Origin of the sequence: Adhaeribacter radiodurans (assembly GCF_014075995.1) — a bacterium.
GTDB lineage: Bacteria > Bacteroidota > Bacteroidia > Cytophagales > Hymenobacteraceae > Adhaeribacter > Adhaeribacter radiodurans.
The window spans coordinates 4,269,268-4,288,951 of record NZ_CP055153.1 but is presented as its reverse complement, the minus strand read 5'-3'; the positions used below and the strand labels follow the sequence as shown (position 1 = coordinate 4,288,951).

The following is a 19,684-nucleotide window of genomic DNA, read 5'->3' as shown; positions in this document are numbered from 1 at the left end:
TGCAAGGGCTTTAAAAGAAAAACAGGAAATATTTTAAGGATTCATTAATTGGCCGATAAAAAGAATGGCGTTAGAAGATTTTTCGCGAATCATAAAAATAAACGGTCGGTGAACCTGAATAATGGAAGGCATCGAAGTTAATACCACCCCGACAGAAGTAGCCGCAGACGCTTCGGTACCTTCTTCGTTTACCTCTACAAAGGCTTTATGCATTACCTCGCTTATGGCCAAACCTTGATTGGAATTACTCAGCATTCGGCTAAAATTGGCCTGCTTGGTAAAAGCTTCGCCCATACCTAATTGCGTTAGCGTTTCGCTGAGTTCTTTTTTGTATTCCAGCTTAAATTTAGGCATTTGCAATTCCAAACTACTGCTGTCGGCGCTGCTTAACCAGTTAGCTAATTGCGAGCTGCTTAAACTGCCGGCAATATCCTGCACGGTGTTTTGCGCTTTAGGTACAATTATAGTCATGCTGAACTGACGATTGCCGTAGGGAAGGTCAATTACTTGTTGCTTTGCGTCTTGGTAAAGCAGGTACCGCCCTTTTTTCATAGTCATAAAATCTACGTTAACGGTAGTGCCATCTTCTTTCTGGAAAGGACCGGGTTTAGTTAAATTTTTAGTAAAAGGGTACGTCCAGGTGCCTTTAAAGTAGATGGCATTTACCAGAAATAACACGTGTTCCGGCCGGATACTCTCCACAATACCTTCAATTTTACCCTGCGTTTTGTCTTTTACCCAATTGTTAATGGTGTTTTTTGCGGTAGTCGAAGCAAAGTCTAATCCCTGCACCGTGGCATTAAAGTAGTCTTGATTATTTTGAATGAAGGGAGCTAGCAGTTGATATTGTTGCGCGTACCAGATAGAGTTAGCCGCGTTAAAGGTTACTTTCTTATCCATGTTTACCAAGAGTTCTGATAAACTTTTATAAGCCAGATTTATTTCGGCATCGGATTGGGGTTCGAACCCGAGCGTCTGGCGCATGGCTTCTTTCGTAGAACCATCGGCCCCGTTATAAGTCATGGTAAGCGCCGAAGAAATGCTCAGAGGAGATATAAATAAATTGTTTCCGTTTTCTTCGGTACGGAGTGCGGTGAATGCCCGGAAGGCAAAATCGTTGGAACTGCTAACGGTTTTTACTTCCTGGTTGGCCAGCGGACGGAGTTTAGGCGGATTATTTTGGTCGGGGGCTACCATTTCTTTTTGGCAGGAACTTAACAGCCATCCGGCAGCTATTCCCAAAATTAAGGTATTAAAGGCAGGTAGGTTCATCGCTTATTAATTTAAATCTATCCAGAGTAAAAAAGTGTGTAAAGCAGCTTTTCTTTCTTACCTATGACCCCACCGCTTATGAAATGGTTGCAAGCTATTTGCTAATACTGATGTAGTATTTTAAAAGTAGATACTTCGTTGATGGTAGACTTTTGCCAGTTTAATAAATCATCAATTTATAAACTGGCAAAAGTCTACTATTAAATATTTAGGTACGGGTGGCTCTTTACTTAAAGATGGTAGAACGGATAGAGTAAAGTTATCACTTAAAATAGTAGATTTAAATTTAACCATCAGAGAGTTCTTGTTTGAAAAATACTTGAAATTGAGAGCCTTTGTTTACTTCACTTTCTACCACTATGCGGTCGTCGGAGTTATCCAGAATTTTTTTCACTAAGTATAAACCCAGGCCGGAGCCTTCTACGTGGGTATGAGCCCGTTTGTAAATAGCAAATATCTTATCCCGCTGGGTTTCAGAAATGCCTAATCCATTGTCGGCTACGGAAAGCACGTAATCGCCGGCGTTAGAAAAGTAAGTATTAATAATAACTTCCGGAGCTCTTTCCGGATGGGCGTATTTAATGGCATTAGATACCAGGTTGTACAAAATGCTGCGCAGGTTCTTACGGGAATACCTTAAGTTCTCGAAAGCTAAAGCCTCTATTTTTATTTCAGCTTTATGGGTGTTTATTAACTCGCGCAGGCTTTCTTTTATTTCGTCTACCAACTCTACCAGGTTTACACTTTCAGGGGGACCTTTTTCTTGCTGCAGATTTGTAATTTCAGCTAAATCTGCTATTATATTTCTTAAGGTGGTAATTGCGCCTTGTATTAAAGTTAAAATAGCCTGATGGTTATCTTTTTGGGGACCTAAATCTTCGATTAAGGCATCTAATAACCCTTCCAGGTTGCTAATGGGGGCTTTTAAATCGTGAGAGGCCGTATAAACAAAATTGTCCAGGTCATTATTAATCCGGGCTAACTCTTTGTTTTTCTGCATTAAATCTTCATTTCGGCGGCGTTCGGTTAAGTCGCGGGTAATTTTAGCAAAGCCTAGCAGCCGGTTGGTAGCATTGTAAATGGGCGTAACTAATACATTTGCCCAAAACGCCGTGCCGTCTTTCCGAATGCGCCAGCCTTCGTCTTCAAAATGACCGTGTTCTAAGGCTTTGTTTAACTCAAATTTAGGAAAGCCTGCTTTGATGAGTTCCTGCGGATAAAAAATGGAAAAATGCCGGCCAATTACTTCCTGCGCTTTGTAGCCTTTTAATCGTTCGGCCCCCGCATTCCAGCTAATAATTATACCTTCCGGGTTTAGCATTAAAATAGCGTAGTCTTTTACGCTATTAATTAACAAGCGGCTTTTTTCTTCACTTTCTTTTAATTCTTCGTTCATCCGAAATAACTGCTGTTCCAGTTTCTTCTTTTCGGTTAAATCGCGGGTAATTTTTGAAAATCCAATGAGTTCCTGTCTCGAATTGTAAATGGCCGTTAATATAGTATTGGCCCAAAAAGCCGAGCCGTCTTTCCGGTAGCGCCAGCCTTCGTCTTCAAAACGCCCTTCAGCTTTAGCGCGGCTTAGCTCGTACTCCGGATAACCTTGCTGCACCGCTTCCTGGCTGTAAAATTTAGAAAAAAACTTGCCTATAATTTCCGCCGCCTCATACCCTTTCATGCGGCGGGCGCCTTCGTTCCAGGTGGCTACGTTACCGGCCGGGTCGAGCATAAATATGGCATAATCCGTAACGCCTTCTATTAATAGCCGGAATCGCTCTTCGCTTTCTTTTAGTTCTGAGTAAGCTTTAAATAAATCGTCTTCGGCTTTTTTCCTTTCCGATAAATTGCGGGTAATTTTAGAATAACCAGTTAAGGTTTTTTGCTCATCGTAAATAGGCGTGATAATAACGTTGGCCCAAAATACCGAACCGTCTTTTCGTACGCGCCAGCCTTCGTCTTCAAATTTACCTAAACGCTGGGCTTCCCGCAGTTCCATGGCCGGGTAACCACTGGCTTTTGCTTCGGATGTATAAAAGGTGGAGAAGTGCTTGCCGATAATTTCTTCGGGTTGATATTGTTTAATTTGTTGAGCGCCGGGGTTCCAGGTAACTACATGCCCCCCGGAATCCAATAAAAAAATAGCATAATCGGTAATACTATCCACCAGCATCCGGTACTGGTCGTGCGCAATGCTTTTAGGATTTAAATAGGTAGTATGGTCTGATTCTGCATTCATGATACTCACGTAAAATATCTGATAGTATAATTTTCCTGTTTCAAATTTAAGGAAGAAAGATAAGCGCCTGGCTTGAAATAGTCAGAAATCTGATGTCAGCTAAGTTGTGCCAGCTCAGCATTAGACCATTTGCTTACTATTTTTCCTGTTTAGGCAGTAAAAAGCGTAATTCTAATTTAAAAAGTTGAGAATTCCTGCACTATGCCTCAGAAAAGCAAGAAAGAAGGATAAAAGTAAGAGTACGCTAGTAATGTTTAAACAGCAAAAATTTTTAGAACATAAATCAAATTTGGGCTTAAACCTCAACCAAGAATAGAACGATAAAAGAAAATAAAGTAAATTCTTTAAGTACGTTCCTAATTAGTGAATAGGCCTCCGATAGCCTGGTTCGCAAATTTTTATTTCTAGCGTTAAGTTTTTCATAACAATCCGATGGAATTCTGCCAGAAAATGAATAGTATTCAGGTACGAATTCTGAAACGCGTCTTCCCTACAAACTTTATTCACTTAAAACAAATTCTATGAAACACTTTATACCCTGCCGGAGTGCTTTAGTAAAATGTTTGTCTGTTACTTACTTTTTGTTACTGGCTTTAACTTTAGCGGCGCAGCCTAAAAAGGAAATTGTTAAAGTAATAGTAGCGCCCGATCACATAAACTGGGAATATAAAACCGGGGAGCCCGTAAAATTTACTATTACAGTGTTGCAGTACGACAATCCGTTGCCGAACGCCAAAATAAAGTACGAGATAATGCCCGAAAAAATGACGCCTACCAAAAAGGAAACGCTCTCTTTACCCGATGGCCGAAAAGTGGTGGAAGGGGGCACTTTAAACAAACCCGGATTTTTACGGTGTATTGCCACGGCAATGGTAGATGGCAAAGAATATGTAGGTTTAGCTACCGCCGGTATTGAACCTTTAAAAATTGATCCTACTACCAACGTACCCGCCGATTTTCAGGCATTTTGGGACAAAGCTAAAGCCGAGGCCGCTAAAATTCCGCTGGATGCCCGTATGACTTTGTTGCCCGAGCGTTGCACCGAAACCGTGAATGTATACCACGTTAACTTACAGAATTCTACTGAGAATACCCGGTTATACGGTATTTTATGCGTGCCCAAAAAAGAAGGCAAGTACCCGGCTATTTTAAAAGTGCCGGGTGCTGGTGCCCGCCCGTATTACGGCGATGTAGAAGGAGCTGAAAAAGGCTTTATCACTTTTGAAATTGGAATTCACGGGGTTCCGGTTACCATGGATGTAAGTGTATACAATAATTTAATGGCCGGCGCTTTGCGGGGTTACTGGACCAACGGTTTAGATGATAAAGATAAATATTATTACAAACGCGTGTATTTAGGGTGTGTGCGGGCAAACGATTTTATCTTTAGTTTACCGCAGTTCGATGGGCAAAATCTGGGCGTAACCGGAGGCAGTCAAGGCGGTGCTTTAAGCATAATTACTGCTGCTTTAGATAACCGGGTAAAGTTTCTGGCCGCTTTTTATCCGGCTCTGAGCGATTTAACCGGTTACTTACACGATCGGGCCGGCGGCTGGCCGCATTTGTTTAATAAAGATAATTATGCCTTTAACGCCAAAAAAGATAAAATAGAAACGTCTAAGTATTACGACGTGGTAAACTTTGCCCGTTTACTAAAAATACCGGGTTACTATTCCTGGGGCTTTAACGACGAAACCTGTCCGCCTACTTCTATGTACGCTGCCTACAACGTAATTAAAGCTCCCAAAGAATTATTTTTAGCTTTAGATACTGGCCACTGGACTTACCCGGAGCAAGGCCAAAAAGCCAACTCCTGGCTTTATTCTAAACTTCAAAAAAGTAAATAGGGAAAGATTTCAGGTGCTTAATAGGGATGTTGGCAACAACATTCCTTTTTTATTATGCTTTTGTTTTCAGAAAATTAAACCAAAGGATTTTATGGAAATAATAAGTTTATCTGGCTTTTTTAGTAGAGATTACTTGTCCGTCTTTCAGTACCATTTTCAAATCTACAATGGATTGAGGGAAGGCTTTTTCTAAATCGCCGTTGAATATAGCAATATCGGCTTTCATTCCTTTTTTTATGGTACCTACAAGGTTATGTATGCCCATAACCGTAGCAGCATTTATGGTAGCGGTCTGGAGTACGTTGGCTGAAGATAAGCCAGCTTCGTAATACGCGATTATAACATCACGGGAACCATCGCCCCGGGTAACGGTGGGCATATCGTTGTAAAAATCGGAACCGGCTACTATTATTACTCCTTTTTGCCTGGCTCTTTTCAAGCGATCGTGGGTGGCGTTTAAAAAGCTGTTCGCGTTATCTTCGGCTTCTTTTCCTTTCATGCCCATACCGGTTACCATCAGCATGGCTTTTTCGCGGGAAACATCTGTGGGAACCAGGTATACTTTTCGTTGCGCCATAATGGAAAGAGTACTATCCGATAAACTATACCCGTGTTCAATGCCGTTTACTCCCGCTAAAACCGCTAAGCGGGCGCCCTTATCAGACCCGGCGTGCGCCGTAACCGGAAGCTTTTTTTCGCGGGCAGTTTCTACAATAGCCTTTATTTCAGCGGCATTTAAATATCTGCCTTCACAATCCATGCACACTTTAATTACGTTTACGCCTTTGGCGGCATGTTCCTGTACAGCTTGCTTAGCCTGCTCCGAACCTTTTATTACCCGGTACTCCTGTTTAATAACAAAAGTATCGGCCGGAGCTAATTTACTAAACTGACCACCGGGCGGGCTAATTATAGGACCAGAAACGTACAAGCGGGGAGCGGGCGTTTTTGCTTGCTGTAAATTATTTTGTAATTGCAGATCTAGGTAAGGGCCAGAATTACCTAAATCCCGCAAGGTAGTAAAGCCTACTTGTAACAATTCTTCGGCGAACTGCTGCCCCTCCTCTAAACGTTCGGCGGCCGGAATTTTAGAACCAACTTCCATGCCGTCGGTTTGTTTTTGTTTGAATAATAAATGTGTGTGCGCATCAATTAAACCCGGTACTACGGTAGCATTACGGGCATCCAGAATTTGCGTATTTTTAGGTGTTTTTAAACGAGTACCTACTGCCTGAATAGTACTGCCAGAAATTAATATTTCCTGGTCAGTTAAAAATTGATTTTTTTCTGCGTCGTAAAATTTACCTGCTTTAATCAGATAAGAAGTAGATTGTTTTTGAGCGAAGACCGGTAAAACAGAGGTAAAAAGTAAAAGTAAGAAGGCCAGTATTTTCATGTTAGGATTTAGAAATTTTGCGGGATAAAAATAGTAAAGCGGGTGCCCAAACCAACTTTGCTGCTTACCTGAATACGCCCACCGGAATTTTCGAGCATTCGTTTTACCAGGTACAAACCAATGCCGCTTCCTTCTACGTGGTTATGAAAGCGTTTAAAAATTGTAAATAATTTGGCTTGTTGGTTTTCGGTAAGGCCTAATCCGTTATCCGTTACCTGTATTTGCACCCCTTCAGGCATTGGTTCTACGCGAATGCTTATTTCCGGTACCCGCTCGGGCGAGCGGTATTTAAGGGCATTCGAAAGTAAATTAAACAAAATGCTGCGCAAATGAATCCGGGAAAATAAAATTTCATTCGTGTACAATTGCCACTTTATCTGAGCTTCGGTAGTTGTAATTTCGCGGCTAAGTTCAACTTGAATTTCCTGAAGGAGCGGACCTATTTGAATTGGTTCCGGCATGTCGGTTTGCATTTGCTGCGACCGGATTATCTGGGTTAAATCTTCGATGGTGCGTTTTAAACGGTTTACAGATTCTTCGCCTAAAAAAAGTAATTGTTGATCGTCAGAAGATAAGGATTCCTGGGTAATTAAACGCAACTCCTGAAAAATAGCCTGTAAGTTATTAATGGGGGTTTTCAGGTCGTGGCTGGTCATGTAAACCATATCATCCAGGCCCTGATTAACAGAGATTAATTCTTGATTCCGTTTCTCCAGGGCCAAACTTTTTACTTTAATTTCCTGGGCCAAAGTGGCTAGTTCCCGGTTACCCGCTTGTACTTCTTTTAAGGCCTGGTTTAAATCGGTGTTACGGCTGGCTAAATGGGTATTCGTTTGTTTCAGGTCTTGGTTGGCTTGCTGTAATGCTGCATCTAAATTATTTAAGCGGTTCAGAAAAAAGTAAGCAATCGGAATAGTAATAGCACAAATTACTATAAAAGAACTTATAATGCCGAAAGCGGGGGTAAATTGCCATTGTTTTAACCCGTATAGGTAAACACCCATAAATACCGGCACCGTGAGCATAAAATAGCTAAAGGAAAGTCGGGCTAGTTTTCCGCCCATAAACGGGCTCGAGAAAGTTTTCATCCAGCCTGCATCCGAACGGTACAGTAACAGACTCAGGTTAATTAAAATTAAAGTAAAAGCAGTATGACCCGCAATGGTAGAGAACCTGCCAAATTGATAAAATTTAGAAATATCAAATAAATGCCCCAGAAAAGAAGCATAAGCTACAATAAACCAAAAGGTGGTAAGCAGTTGGGCCAAACTAAATTGCCGGTACGATAAAGCCGAAAGGGCCAGCCCAAGGGCAAATATATTAACTGCCGTTAAAAGAGACATGCGGCCCGGTGTTTCCAGGTTAGGATCACTGACCAGATCTAAGAAAAAGAATTGATCTACTACTAAATTTTTATTAAATACATATTCCAGTACCGTAAGTGCAGAAACCAGGAGAATACCTGTAGCCAGCAGGCGGGCAAATAAAATTTTTCTAAACCGAAGGCAGATTGAGGCCGAACCAGCCAGTAAAAGGCAAAGTCCGGTATTGAATTTCATGGTTCCGGAAGTGCCAAAACCACTGCGCAAGGCAGGTGAATGAAAGAGCCAACCCGCCAGGCCCAAACAGGCCACGCCCATGGCTACCAATGCCACAATAAATGAAAAACGCTGCCACCGATTTTGCAGAACAATATTTGACTCTTCCATGCAACGCGAACTACTTTACAAGGATTAAGATAAGGAAAATTCAACGGCTACGGTATTATTTATTTACTAAGGATAGAGTTTTAGCTATTCTAGTAGATATATGAGGAATTGTTTGTAGAACGAAAGGTTTGTGCTTAAATTCTTATAACAATATAGAATGTGGTGAAGTAGCTTAACAGATTTATCTTTATTTAATAGAGGTTGTTTACCTTTTAGCCAGCTTTTATTAAAAAAGTAAATTTATTTCTAAATTCTGCGACTTTCCCGCCACTCCCGTCTCTAATTTCAAGATACTAATGGACAACGCCTGATTTTAACGAAGTTAACCGAAAAGCCCAATAAAGATTACGGTTTTGATTTGAACGTGAAAGATAGCCCGCGCCAAACGCGCATAGAAGAGCGGATAGAACACTGCACCGAAGCCAATGGCCAAAACTTACCGGATTTTAATTCTATGACGGATGAGCAGATAAAATACTTTATTATCCAGGATCATCCGGATGTGCCGCTTACCCCGGCAGATATCAAAATTACCCGTAATGGTGGCGAAATAAACATCTCCATTATTAACCAAGCCGGCATTAAAATGAAAATGCGGGTGAAGTAGAGAATACGATAGGGCTGTTTCGGTACTGTCAACAAAGCTTTTAAGCCTCTGTAGCAACACCGAAACAGCCCTGGTTTGTAATTCTTTTGCCCCTAAAAAATACTACTACACGCCCTTTACCAGCATGGGTAATTTATACACTCCTTCAGAAGCCGTGATAAATAACATTTTGCGGTCTTTACCGCCAAAAGTAACATTGGCCGTCCAGCCGGCAGGTACGGGAATATTAGTTATTTTTTCGCCGGCAGGAGAGTATACAGTTACTCCTTTGCCCGTGAGGTAGACATTGCCCTGGCTATCTATCGTCATGCCGTCGGAGCCTTGCTCTACAAATAATTGCCGGTTGGTTAATTTACCGTCGGCGGCAATCTCGTATTTATAAGTTTTATTCGCTTTTATGTCGGCTACGTATAAAGTTTTACCATCACCGGAGCCAATAATACCATTGGGTTGCTCCAGGTTTTCATCGGCTATAATGGGCTCTGATTTTCCTTTTGGCAGGTAGTAAACTTTTTGGCCGGTTATTTCGGGCGTTTTGCGGGCCCAGTAATCGCGGGGGTAAAAAGGATCGGTAAAGTAAATAGCACCGCTTTTCGGATGCGCCCACAAATCGTTCGGGCCGTTTAGTTTCTGGCCTTTAAAATCTTTTATCAGTACTGTTACCTTACCTTTGGGACTAATCGACCATAATTGGTTATTTTCGTCGGCGCAGGAAAGTAAGTTGCCTTGTTTATCAAAGTACAAACCGTTGGAGCGCCCCGTTTTTTCCATAAACACCGACAGTTTACCATCGGTAGAGTATTTCCAGATTTTATCGTTGGGTTGGTCGGTAAAATACACGTTGCCTTGCTTATCTGCTGCTGGTCCTTCGGTAAATTTAAATTGTTTAGCAATTAGTTCTGGCTGCGCACCCTCCTCAAAAAGGTCACCTGTTTGATTCGAAATTAAATCAGGTAGTGGGTGTACGGCATTGCTCACGCTGCTAATTTTAAAGCTTAATTTCGTGGGAAAAGGTTTTATTAGTTTATCAGGAGAAGCAAAAATAAAAGAACTGATAGTAAGGGAAGTAAATAGGATGCTAACGCTTGTTTTAAGGCTATGTTTCATGTTTTAAGGCTAGTAGGCGTAATTATTAACTCTTAAGTTAGATGGCAGTTTTTACCAATGTGTTTTGATAAGAAAGCTATTGGTTTATCCCTTAATAAAAAAGCCATTAAACAATTTTCTCTTATTTCTTTCTGTTTTTTCTAGAACGGGCCTACTTATTTCCTTTCCATTTAATTTCCTCTTCAAGCTGGCTTTTAGTAGAGCGTGCAACATATCTGTCTTATTTATCCTCTATTTTGACTGGAGCAAGCTCCAGACTATCCATTTTGCTTATAAAATAAGGTAAATCGTATAAAAAATACTGAAAAATGAGTATTGCGAATGCTCTATGAGCAGTGTATTTTAGAATCAGTTATTGATCACGTAAATAGCTATTTGCCAATCAATTATTAATTAAACTGTTAGCGTTTACTATTCAAAGTTAAATTTAATACATTACTAAATGTCTGCTGGTAGGAGCCAGGCAAAGCCACTTTATATTCTTCCTTTCGCACCCTGTATTACCTGTTTTTACTGGTAAATATTTACTAAATAAAATTTAAGCGGCATGCACGATCAATATTTACAATAATATAAAAGTTTAGTTATGCCCGCTATTAGCCGACAAACGCGCCACTTTACGGTATTACTGCTTACCAGCTTGGGTATAATTGCCTTTACTTTAATTTATGTATTTGGCTATGTACCGGAAAATGAAAAGCGCATAAATGCCCGCAGCTACCGGGTACTTCAGCGAATAGGCGAAAATATGAGTACTTCGGTCAGAAACTACAATTTATACGTGGGCAGTAGTTTTGTATCAAATGCTATTTTAAAAACAGTATCTGATATGAACCTGTTTGAAGAAGCAGATAGCCTTAGTAATGAAACACTATTGACTGCTCTAAGAACAGCCGACCGAAGGGATTCTTTAACCGGAAAATTTGGTTTGCGGTTTCACTTTAAAGACTCCGGGCAAAAAGCCGAAGAACCAAATACAACCAAAAAAATCGATTACCAGGAAGAAAATGGCCAGCTCTATTTGCATTTTAAAACCAAAATAAGCGGGCGGGCCTTTCGCTTATTAGAGGATGAAATTTCAAGAAAAGGAAAGTTAAGCGGGAAGATCAGGAATAATGAATATTATATTAAAGTACCGGTAGATTCTTTGCTGAACTCGCTGATGCGCGGAGATGCATTTGATTACCTGATTGTATTAAGGCAATCCGGAACCAAAGAAGATGAAAAAAAACGGATGGTTCCTCCTTATACCCTTGTTTATAATTCCGGGCACAGTGCTGATTTAATACCATTAGATACTCTGGGGGTTTTAGCTAATAAATCCACGGAAAATGGTCCGGCGCAGGCCAGTATTGCCGGGGTGCCTTATAAGTTATTTACTCTTACGCAACGGGTAGGTTTTGACGAAAAATGGATTTTGTATGGCGCCATGCCAGCCGAAAAGTACGAAGCAGAAAGCCGGGCTATTCCTATTCACATCGTAAGCCTGGCAGCTTTAATGGTAGTGCTGGTTTTTATGGGTTTCCCATTTCTGAAATTGGCCCTCATGAACAAACAAGAGCGTTTGTACCGGCAAGATGTTCTCCTGTCTTTCCTCTCGCTGGTGCTCGGAGTGGCTCTTGTTGTATTGTTGATTTTTGATTGCTATTCTTATTATGGAGTAGACCGGTTTACCGAAAAAGAACGGTTAGAACAATTTTCGAAAGAATTACAACACAATCTTAAGAAAGAGATAAAATTCCTTTTAGCGCAAATTAAGGTTTTTGAAGAGGCTGCCTCTGCTAAAGATTCCAGGTTTAAACCTAACCCATTTTGGTTATCCGTTGACCAGAATAACCGAATAAAAAAAACATCAGAAAATTATTTTCCGGCATTTTACCGCGTGTTCTGGTCTGACAGAAATGGGATGATGACTAATTCCTGGGCACCCCTAAATCAAAATAATACCCGCGCTTATGTGGGTTACCGCCCTTATTTTAGAGTAATTCAGGCAAATGGGGGTTGGGCTTTAGGTACGGAAACGCCTAAATTTGTTTTAGAATCTATTACCTCTACCACCGATGGAGAGAAATACGCCGTCCTGAGCACAAAAAGTAATCTCACTACCGATACAGAAAATCAAATCCGGGTAGTAGCGCTCGCTACCAAGTTATCCTCGCTATATAAAACTTTATTGCCGCCGGGTTATGGCTTTTGCCTGATAGATAAATCCGGGAAAGTATTATTCCACCAAAATCAGAATCTTAATTTAAATGAAAATCTGCTGGAAGAAACCGGCAATAATCCTTACTTAAAAGCGGCACTTTACGGGCAGATTCCCGTTCATTTTGCGAGTAATTACCAAGGCAACCAGCAGCAGTTATTTGTGTCGCCTATTAAGGATCTGCCTTTTTTTCTGGTAACATTTGTGAATGATGCGTACCACCGCGCTTTTAACTTGAATTTGGTGGTACTCACGGCCATGTTTCTTTCGCTGTACCTGGTTTCTATTGCTATTTTAACGGCCTTTATTATTTATCTGAACGAAGGTTTATTTGATATTTCGTTTAAATGGTTATGGCCCAAACGAGATATTAGTTTCTATTATTTTAAAATAACAGTTGCGCTGGTTTTTATAATTTCCCTGATATTGTTAATTGCGAATATCCGTTATCAGATAAGCGTTTACTTTATTCATGTTTATGCCGCTCTTTATACTTTTGTTTTTATTTACAGTACTTTAAACTGCACTTCTTTCCGGGTAACCTTACGTAAGTCGTGGCTCATTTTAGTTGGCTTTAATGTTATTGGACTGCTGGTTAGTTTTAGTGTATTCCTTCTGGCAGGACTATTTCAGATTCTGGTAATTTTACTTTTTTTAACTATTGATCAAAATCCCAAAATAAACAAACTACTTCATTCCTGTTGTCAGTTAAAAGTAATTAAATATATTTTACCGGAAGCTCAAAAGTACTGCCGCATTTATGTGGCCATGCTGGTTTTTTGGTCTATCCTAATAAGTGGGTTACCTGCTTTTATGCTGTTTCGGGTAGCCTACAATTACGAGGCCGAGTTAGCGGTAAGATACAATCAAGCCTACTTAGCGCAAGATTTAGAAAACGTAAAAAATTACAATTACGGATATACAGCCATTACCGAGATTTTAGGCTATATTCCTCCGGCAGTAGTTTTTCGAAAACAAACAAAACCTTATTGCCCCGAATACATGAAGGTATTTTACTCATTGCGGGGAAATAAAGCTACTGTGCTAGATTCTTTGCGTAAATCGGTAGTGCCCGATTCTGTTAAAATTCTAACCAAAATGGGTTATCCTTATACTCGTTTTTTTAACCAAACTACTTATTCTACTAATTCGGTTGTATCTAAACGCATTTACTATCCGATCGCTTATATTTTTACTAAATCAAACAAGTTTACGCCAATTATTGCTTTAACGCCTGAACCTCCACAACCGCCTAATCAAAAAGTACAAGTAAGTAATATAGTAGGGCTCGCATGGCCACAGTTAAACGGAGAAACGGATTTATTAAATAATTTTATTCCTGTTTTGCAACCTATTTTTCAGAATGTGTTAGCCAATGGCTATTTTCTGAAAACCAGCTATACTGACCGTTGGGAACCAATCAATCGCCATTATTTGCAGTTCAGTTATCAGAATCAGGAGAACCATATCTGGCTTTCTTCTTATATGCCTAAGTACAAGGTTCCTTCCTTATTTAGTAAATCGGGTTGGATTTTTTGGATAGATATAAGCGTTTTACTGGTTTTGTTTTATACGTTAATTTCTTTTGTAATTAAGCGGTTGTTTAATATAGATTTGGTCGCCAATGCGCAAACAAAGCACTGGGATTTAAGTTTGTTGCAGGTAACTGATAAAAACAAAATTTTCCTGATTTCCTTGCCGCATTCGCCGGACATAAAAGAGATAATTTCTGAAGAAAATAAAGGTTATAATTGCCTGTTTAAAGAATTTAATCTGGATACAAGCGGCAATGCCGATGACCTAATTACAGCTAAAAATAAGTTTAACACTACTCTAAAAGTACTTACTTCTCTGTTAAAGAAAGAGAGAATTTACTATTCCTTAAAGTTCAAGAAGCGGCCTCCGGTTGTATTTCTGTTAATTCAGAACTTTGATTACGAATTGTTTTCTAAAACTTCGCTGGAGCTTAAAATTTATATATTACGGGCATTGCTTACATTTCCGGATGCTAAAATAATTCTGCAATCTACGCTGCATCCATCCGTTTGGGAGGATAGCTTAAAAGAGAAACAACTGGAAAGCGGCCGTGTTTTGGTTGATACGGAGTACACGCATTTGCTGCAACAATTGCTGGTGCTCCTGAATACGTACACCAAAATGTACCAACCGCTGCAACACCCTGTATCATTCCTTCCGGCTGAGCATAAATTGTTGTGGAATTATAAAATTGCCCCGGAATATTTAGTAAATTCTAAAGCTGATTTGTTAGGGTTGATAGAAAAGGAATGCGCCGCCGCGGAATACTTAGAGAAGCATTATATAAAAGTAATGCAAAATTTCGTGCACGAAAATTACTCAACCATTACTCTGCAAAGAGCCGACGTTGTTTCAAGATTGCAAAATTTAGCTCAGTTTTATTACTGGAGTTTATGGCATTCCTGTACGGCCGAAGAGCAATATTTTTTGTTTGATATGGCCCAGGATGGTTTAGTAAATTCGAAGAATGTACAGGTATTATCGTCGTTACTAGGCAAAGGATTATTAATAGTTGATAAAGATGGGTTATTAAAAATTATGAACGAGAGCTTTAAAAACTTTATACTGGTAGCCGTGAATCCGGAGGATGCTTTGCGCCTTGAGAAGAATTCAACGCAGGGTAGTAGTTGGGCGGTATACAAAACACCGCTTCTTTTAGTATTGATTGGCGCTATATTATTTTTCTTTTTTACCCAGAAAACCAGTTGGGCAAATATTATTGCTGTACTTACGGCAGTTTCTACCTTCCTGAGTATATTACCCCGCTTTAGTTTACTAATTCCCTCATTTCTGGCGAATAAAGAGAGTAAAAGTGAGTAATTGCGGTAGCATTAAATGAGCAAAGCTTCTTAGCCGGTTGAAAGTACCAGCCAGGAAGCTTTGCTTTATAATCATAAATTATTTTATCCCCGGTTATACAACCAGGTCCATTCTTTTAGTAAACTTTCGGCTTCGGGAGTTACCTGGTCGGGTAAGAGGCGCCAGCCCCAATTGCCTTCTCCCTGGCCGGGCGTGTTCATGCGGCCTTGTTCATCAATGCCGAGCACATCTTGCATAGGTAATATGGCGGTTTTTGCTACCGACGCATAAGCCAGGCGGCTCATAACCCAATACATATCTTCTTCAGTTAAGTCGCGGCCTACGTAGTGTTCTATCTGATCGTGGTATTTATGACCTTCCTGGCGGTACCAACCTAAAACGGTATTGTTGTCGTGGGTGCCGGTGTAGGCAATAAAGTTGCGGGCGTAGTTATGCGGAATGTAATCGTTCTGCGGCATTTCGTCGCCGAAAGCGAACTGCAGAATTTTCATGCCCGGCAAGTTAAAATCGTCGCGTAGTTTTAATACTAAGTCGTTTATCTCGCCTAAATCTTCGGCAACAAATGGCAGACTGCCCAGTTCTTTTTCCATGAAGGTATAGAAATCAGCGCCGGGGCCGGTTTTCCATTCCCCGTTACGGGCCGTAGTATCGCCAGCAGGAACTTCCCAGTAATCGGCGAAAGCCCTAAAGTGGTCTAAACGCACAATATCGTACAACTCTATGTTCTTCCGCAAACGACCTACCCACCAATCGTAGTCGCGTTCTTTCAATGCATCCCATTTAAACACAGGCATGCCCCACAACTGGCCATCATCGCTGAAAGCATCGGGTGGCACTCCGGCTACTCCCGTCATATTACCTTCTTCGTCAATAGCAAAAATCTCAGGATTACTCCACACATCCACCGAGTCGTAGGAAATGTAAAACGGCATGTCGCCGAAAAGCTGGATACCCCGGTTATTGCAATAGGTACGCAGGCGTTTCCATTGTTTTGCAAACATAAACTGCACCCATTTTATTTTATCCAGTGTTTCCTGATTTTGTTCGGTTAAGTCGGCTAAGGCTTGTAATTCGCGTTGTTTAAATTCTTCGGGCCACTGGAACCAGGCCGAACCACCATTTTGGCTTTTGAGTACCATGTATAAGGCAAAATCGTCGAGCCAGGCCGCTTCGGTGAGGCAATAATCCAGAAACTGCTGCTGCACCGTAATAAAGTCGCCGGCTTTAAAATTTTGCCAGGCTAGTTCTAAAATTTCGTCTTTTACCCGTTGGGCTTCCTGGAAATCCACCGAACCAGTTTGCGGTAAATAGTATGGTTGCAGATCCACATTGGGCAATAAACCATCCTTTACCAGCAACTCAGGACTAATAAGCAGAGGATTGCCGGCCCGGCTGGAAATAGATGAATAAGGCGAGTAGCCCTGCCCTTGCTCGATGGGGTTAAGCGGTAGCAATTGCCAGTATTTTTGATTGCTGCGGTGTAAAAATTTGGCAAAGTTCCGTGCTTCCGGACCTAAATCGCCAATGCCAAACGGCGAAGGTAAGGAGGTAATATGCATTAAAATACCGGCGCCTCTTTCGTTTACGGCCTGCAGCTTTAACAAAGCCACCGGTAGTACACTAAATAAATCTTTAGCAGAAAGCTCGTGCGCATATTTACCCGATGTCCGGAGGAACATGTTCTGCCAATCGGCCGGGGCGTCTTTTGGTAAAACTATTTTCGTGTCTTTCCAATCAATATCAGAAACTTCAACTCCTTGTTCCTGACAAAGTACTCCAACATGCAGCGGCACAGCCACCACGTACCAGGTACGCAAGTGCTTGCGGGCAAAGGCAAAAACATTATCTTTATAGGTGCCCTCTACTTCTAACAGTATATACTTACCCTTCGCAAAAAGATCGGCATTATTCCGGCGTTCGAGTAATAAATTACGGGTAAGCCAGAGTTTTATGCGGGCATCGTTTCGGTTTTGCCATAAATCGGCCCAAAGGGCTTCCTGCTTATTTAAATCATAGGCATCTAATTCTTCGAGGTAGCTTTGGCGCTGTTCGTAATTTACCGCCCTACGGTTATCCGGGTCTACCAGGCTTAAATCCCATAATTCGGTGCCTTGGTAAGTATCTGGTACACCAGGACAAGTGAATTTTAATACTACCTGGGCTAAAGAATTAACAATTCCTAAATCAACTACTTTCTTATAAAAGGGTTCGAAGCTTTGCCAGAACGGCGTACTTTTATCTAACAAATTAGTCGCGAAAGTCTTGGCCGCTTGTTCGTATTCTTCGTTCGGGGTGGTCCAGTTGGAGTTTATTTTGGCTTCGCGTAAGGCTTTCTGTAAATATTCTTCTAAACGGGAGCCAAAACCAGCTTCGTCTTCGCCGGGAAACGGATAAGCTCCTACTAAGGTCTGATAGATAAAATATTCGTCGTTACTATCGGGTTTATTTACTTTTTTTGATTCGGCGGTGAGTTGCTGCCATTCCTGTACTTTTTCCAGCCATTCTTCCGGCAAATCGGTGAGCACGTTTAAGCGCGCCCGTACATCTTCGCCCCGTTTGGTATCGTGGGTAGAAGTAGCGTTAATACTTAAAGGCCATTTTTTCTGGCGATCTAACATGCGGTCGTGGAATTCTGCCGGCGAATGACCAAAAGCCTCCGGCGAGTCGCCAACTTCGTTGTGGCCCGCAAAACGGTTGTAGGTGTACATAAGCGTATCTTCCACGCCTTTGGCCATTAATGGGCCGCTAAACTGCATCCAGCGCTGGTAGAACTTTTGCACCCGCAGGTTATATTCTCCGTCGGCTTCTAAAGGTTTTTTCAGAAATATTTCATCCAACATATCGGCTGCCGCAGCCAAATCAGGTTTACTATTCCGGATGCGGTCCAAAACTTCTGTTACTTCTGCGGTTTCAGTCTCGGTTAACGGAAACTGATTGCCGTAGAACCGGTAAATGGGGCATTGTACCAGGAACTCACCAATGGTCTCTTTTAAAACGTTTGGCTCCAGCGAATGAAGCTGATTTTCTTCCAGTAAGTTTAAATCCAGGAAAAGCTGGTATAAATTCTCCAGTTCGCCGCCCAAGTGTTCTTTCAGGATATAGGCTTTCTTTTCGTGAATTTGTTCCTGCACTTCGGCGCCTTCGCCTACTAATTGGTGGTAAAAATGGGTAAAAGCTTGTTCGCTGCTTTTTTGAGTAAACAGGTTATTTACCAACGATAGAAAGTCGTAACCGGTATTTCCCTGAATAGGCCAATTCTCCGGAATGTCTTCGCCGGGCTCGAGTATTTTTTCAACAATCAGGTAGGTTTCTTCCCCGGTAGATTTCCGGAGTTGTTCTAAATAGCCGGTAGGATCGTATAAGCCGTCGATGTGGTCGATGCGTAAGCCCTGGAAAATGCCTTCTTCGCGCAATGCCTGAATGTACTGATGATAAGTATCAAAAACTTCGGAGTCCTGAATATTTAAACAAATAAGGCCGTTAACGGTAAAAAAGCGCCGGTAGTTAATTTGTTGGTCGGTTTCCTGCCAATGGCACAAACGATAAGCCTGCTCATCGGTAATTTGGGTAAGCTTTTCCGGGCTGTTATTTATTTCCGCCAACGATTTTTCTACGGAAGAACGTACTGCTTCATTTTTCATTAAACCAGCCAACTGTTGCTGAAAATCGGTAAATGCAGCGGTATAAGAAGTTGCTTCTTCGGTTTGATGCAATTGCTCCAGGGTAGCCAATATTTGCTGAATGGCTTGCGAAGGCTCTCCCAATCCCAGAATAGTTTCGTAGGAATGGAAGCCCAACGGGTAAGCGCTATCGTAGTATTGTAAAACCAGGCGTTGCTGCTCTTCGTGGTAGGCAACTTTTAATTCTTTGTTTTTTATAACATCTTCCAGCGGGGAACCTAAAAAAGGCACCATTATCCGACCTTTCATAGTGTCGCTGGTTTGCGTTACGTCAAAAAACTTGGCGTAGGCCGACTGGGGACCTTTTTCCAGTACATCCATCAACCAAGTGTTATGCGGGTGAAAAGCCATGTGGTTGGGTACAATATCCTGCAACCAGCCAATGCCTTGTTCTTTTAATTTTTTACTTAAATCTTTCAGTTGATCTTCGTTCCCGATTTCAGGATTAACCCGGTGGGGGTTAACGCCGTCGTACCCGTGGGTACTTCCGGGAGTGGCTTCTAAAATTGGCGAAGCGTAAATAGTGCTTACTCCCAGTTTTTGCAGGTACGGAATAATAGTTGCAAAATCCTCGAAAGTAAATTCTTTATGAAATTGTAGGCGGTAAGTTGCTACAGGGTTATACATAGTTTTATTAAAAATAATTGAAAAGGCTTTTAGAGGTACTAGTACGTAAATCTAAAATCAGGGCTGATTTTTACAGGAAATATTACCCGTACTCCAGATAAAAACTGAAAGTACGGGTATTTAGTTTTAGAGTTGTTCTTTAAACTA

At 41.3% G+C, this 19,684-nt stretch carries 9 protein-coding genes; 3 read left to right on the top strand and 6 right to left on the bottom strand.

Annotation, left to right across the window (positions count from 1 at the left end; translation table 11 throughout):
* Positions 1-33: 33 nt before the first annotated feature.
* Together HUW48_RS17105 and HUW48_RS17100 are read right to left on the bottom strand one after the other, a co-directional pair.
* Positions 34-1,272 carry a serpin family protein gene (locus HUW48_RS17105; RefSeq protein ID WP_182412101.1) on the bottom strand — a complete coding sequence of 413 codons (1,239 nt, stop codon included), beginning with the start codon at positions 1,270-1,272 and terminating at the stop codon, positions 34-36.
* 286 nt (positions 1,273-1,558) lie between these two features.
* Complete coding sequence (locus tag HUW48_RS17100; RefSeq protein ID WP_246343526.1) at positions 1,559-3,505, bottom strand: PAS domain-containing sensor histidine kinase; 1,947 nt, start codon at positions 3,503-3,505, stop codon at positions 1,559-1,561.
* Between the two features lie 521 nt (positions 3,506-4,026).
* Here HUW48_RS17100 and HUW48_RS17095 point away from each other — a divergent pair.
* Positions 4,027-5,352, top strand: a complete 1,326-nt coding sequence (locus HUW48_RS17095; RefSeq protein WP_182412100.1) for an acetylxylan esterase — start codon at positions 4,027-4,029, stop codon at positions 5,350-5,352.
* A gap of 106 nt (positions 5,353-5,458) precedes the next feature.
* Here HUW48_RS17095 and HUW48_RS17090 read toward each other — a convergent pair whose 3' ends face one another.
* Both HUW48_RS17090 and HUW48_RS17085 read right to left on the bottom strand, forming a co-directional pair.
* Entirely contained in the window at positions 5,459-6,748 is a 1,290-nt protein-coding gene (locus tag HUW48_RS17090; RefSeq protein ID WP_182412099.1) for an amidohydrolase family protein, read from the bottom strand.
* A gap of 8 nt (positions 6,749-6,756) precedes the next feature.
* A complete protein-coding gene (locus HUW48_RS17085) occupies positions 6,757-8,457 on the bottom strand; it encodes a sensor histidine kinase (RefSeq protein ID WP_182412098.1) in 1,701 nt (566 codons plus the stop codon).
* Between the two features lie 364 nt (positions 8,458-8,821).
* Here HUW48_RS17085 and HUW48_RS17080 point away from each other — a divergent pair, with 364 nt between their 5' ends.
* Positions 8,822-9,064 (top strand): hypothetical protein, encoded by a 243-nt coding sequence (locus HUW48_RS17080; protein WP_182412097.1) that lies wholly within the window; start codon positions 8,822-8,824, stop codon positions 9,062-9,064.
* Between the two features lie 105 nt (positions 9,065-9,169).
* Here HUW48_RS17080 and HUW48_RS17075 read toward each other — a convergent pair whose 3' ends face one another.
* Positions 9,170-10,171 carry an SMP-30/gluconolactonase/LRE family protein gene (locus tag HUW48_RS17075; RefSeq protein ID WP_182412096.1) on the bottom strand — a complete coding sequence of 334 codons (1,002 nt, stop codon included), beginning with the start codon at positions 10,169-10,171 and terminating at the stop codon, positions 9,170-9,172.
* Between the two features lie 586 nt (positions 10,172-10,757).
* On the opposite strand from HUW48_RS17075, the gene HUW48_RS17070 reads away from it, so the two are divergent.
* Positions 10,758-15,230, top strand: coding sequence for a cache domain-containing protein (locus tag HUW48_RS17070; RefSeq protein WP_182412095.1), 4,473 nt, complete (start codon positions 10,758-10,760; stop codon positions 15,228-15,230).
* 83 nt (positions 15,231-15,313) lie between these two features.
* On the opposite strand, the gene treY is transcribed toward HUW48_RS17070, so the two are convergent.
* Positions 15,314-19,537 (bottom strand): malto-oligosyltrehalose synthase, encoded by a 4,224-nt coding sequence (treY, locus tag HUW48_RS17065; protein ID WP_182412094.1) that lies wholly within the window; start codon positions 19,535-19,537, stop codon positions 15,314-15,316.
* Positions 19,538-19,684: the final 147 nt, after the last annotated feature.

Bases quoted from the DNA above. Each gene is read 5' to 3' on its own strand.
- HUW48_RS17095 (WP_182412100.1), top strand. From the start codon at position 4,027: ATGAAACACTTTATACCCTGCCGGAGTGCTTTAGTAAAATGTTTGTCT.
- HUW48_RS17070 (WP_182412095.1), top strand. From the start codon at position 10,758: ATGCCCGCTATTAGCCGACAAACGCGCCACTTTACGGTATTACTGCTT.
- HUW48_RS17075 (WP_182412096.1), bottom strand. From the start codon at position 10,171: ATGAAACATAGCCTTAAAACAAGCGTTAGCATCCTATTTACTTCCCTT.
- HUW48_RS17100 (WP_246343526.1), bottom strand. From the start codon at position 3,505: ATGAATGCAGAATCAGACCATACTACCTATTTAAATCCTAAAAGCATT.
- HUW48_RS17105 (WP_182412101.1), bottom strand. From the start codon at position 1,272: ATGAACCTACCTGCCTTTAATACCTTAATTTTGGGAATAGCTGCCGGA.
- HUW48_RS17090 (WP_182412099.1), bottom strand. From the start codon at position 6,748: ATGAAAATACTGGCCTTCTTACTTTTACTTTTTACCTCTGTTTTACCG.
- treY (WP_182412094.1), bottom strand. From the start codon at position 19,537: ATGTATAACCCTGTAGCAACTTACCGCCTACAATTTCATAAAGAATTT.
- HUW48_RS17085 (WP_182412098.1), bottom strand. From the start codon at position 8,457: ATGGAAGAGTCAAATATTGTTCTGCAAAATCGGTGGCAGCGTTTTTCA.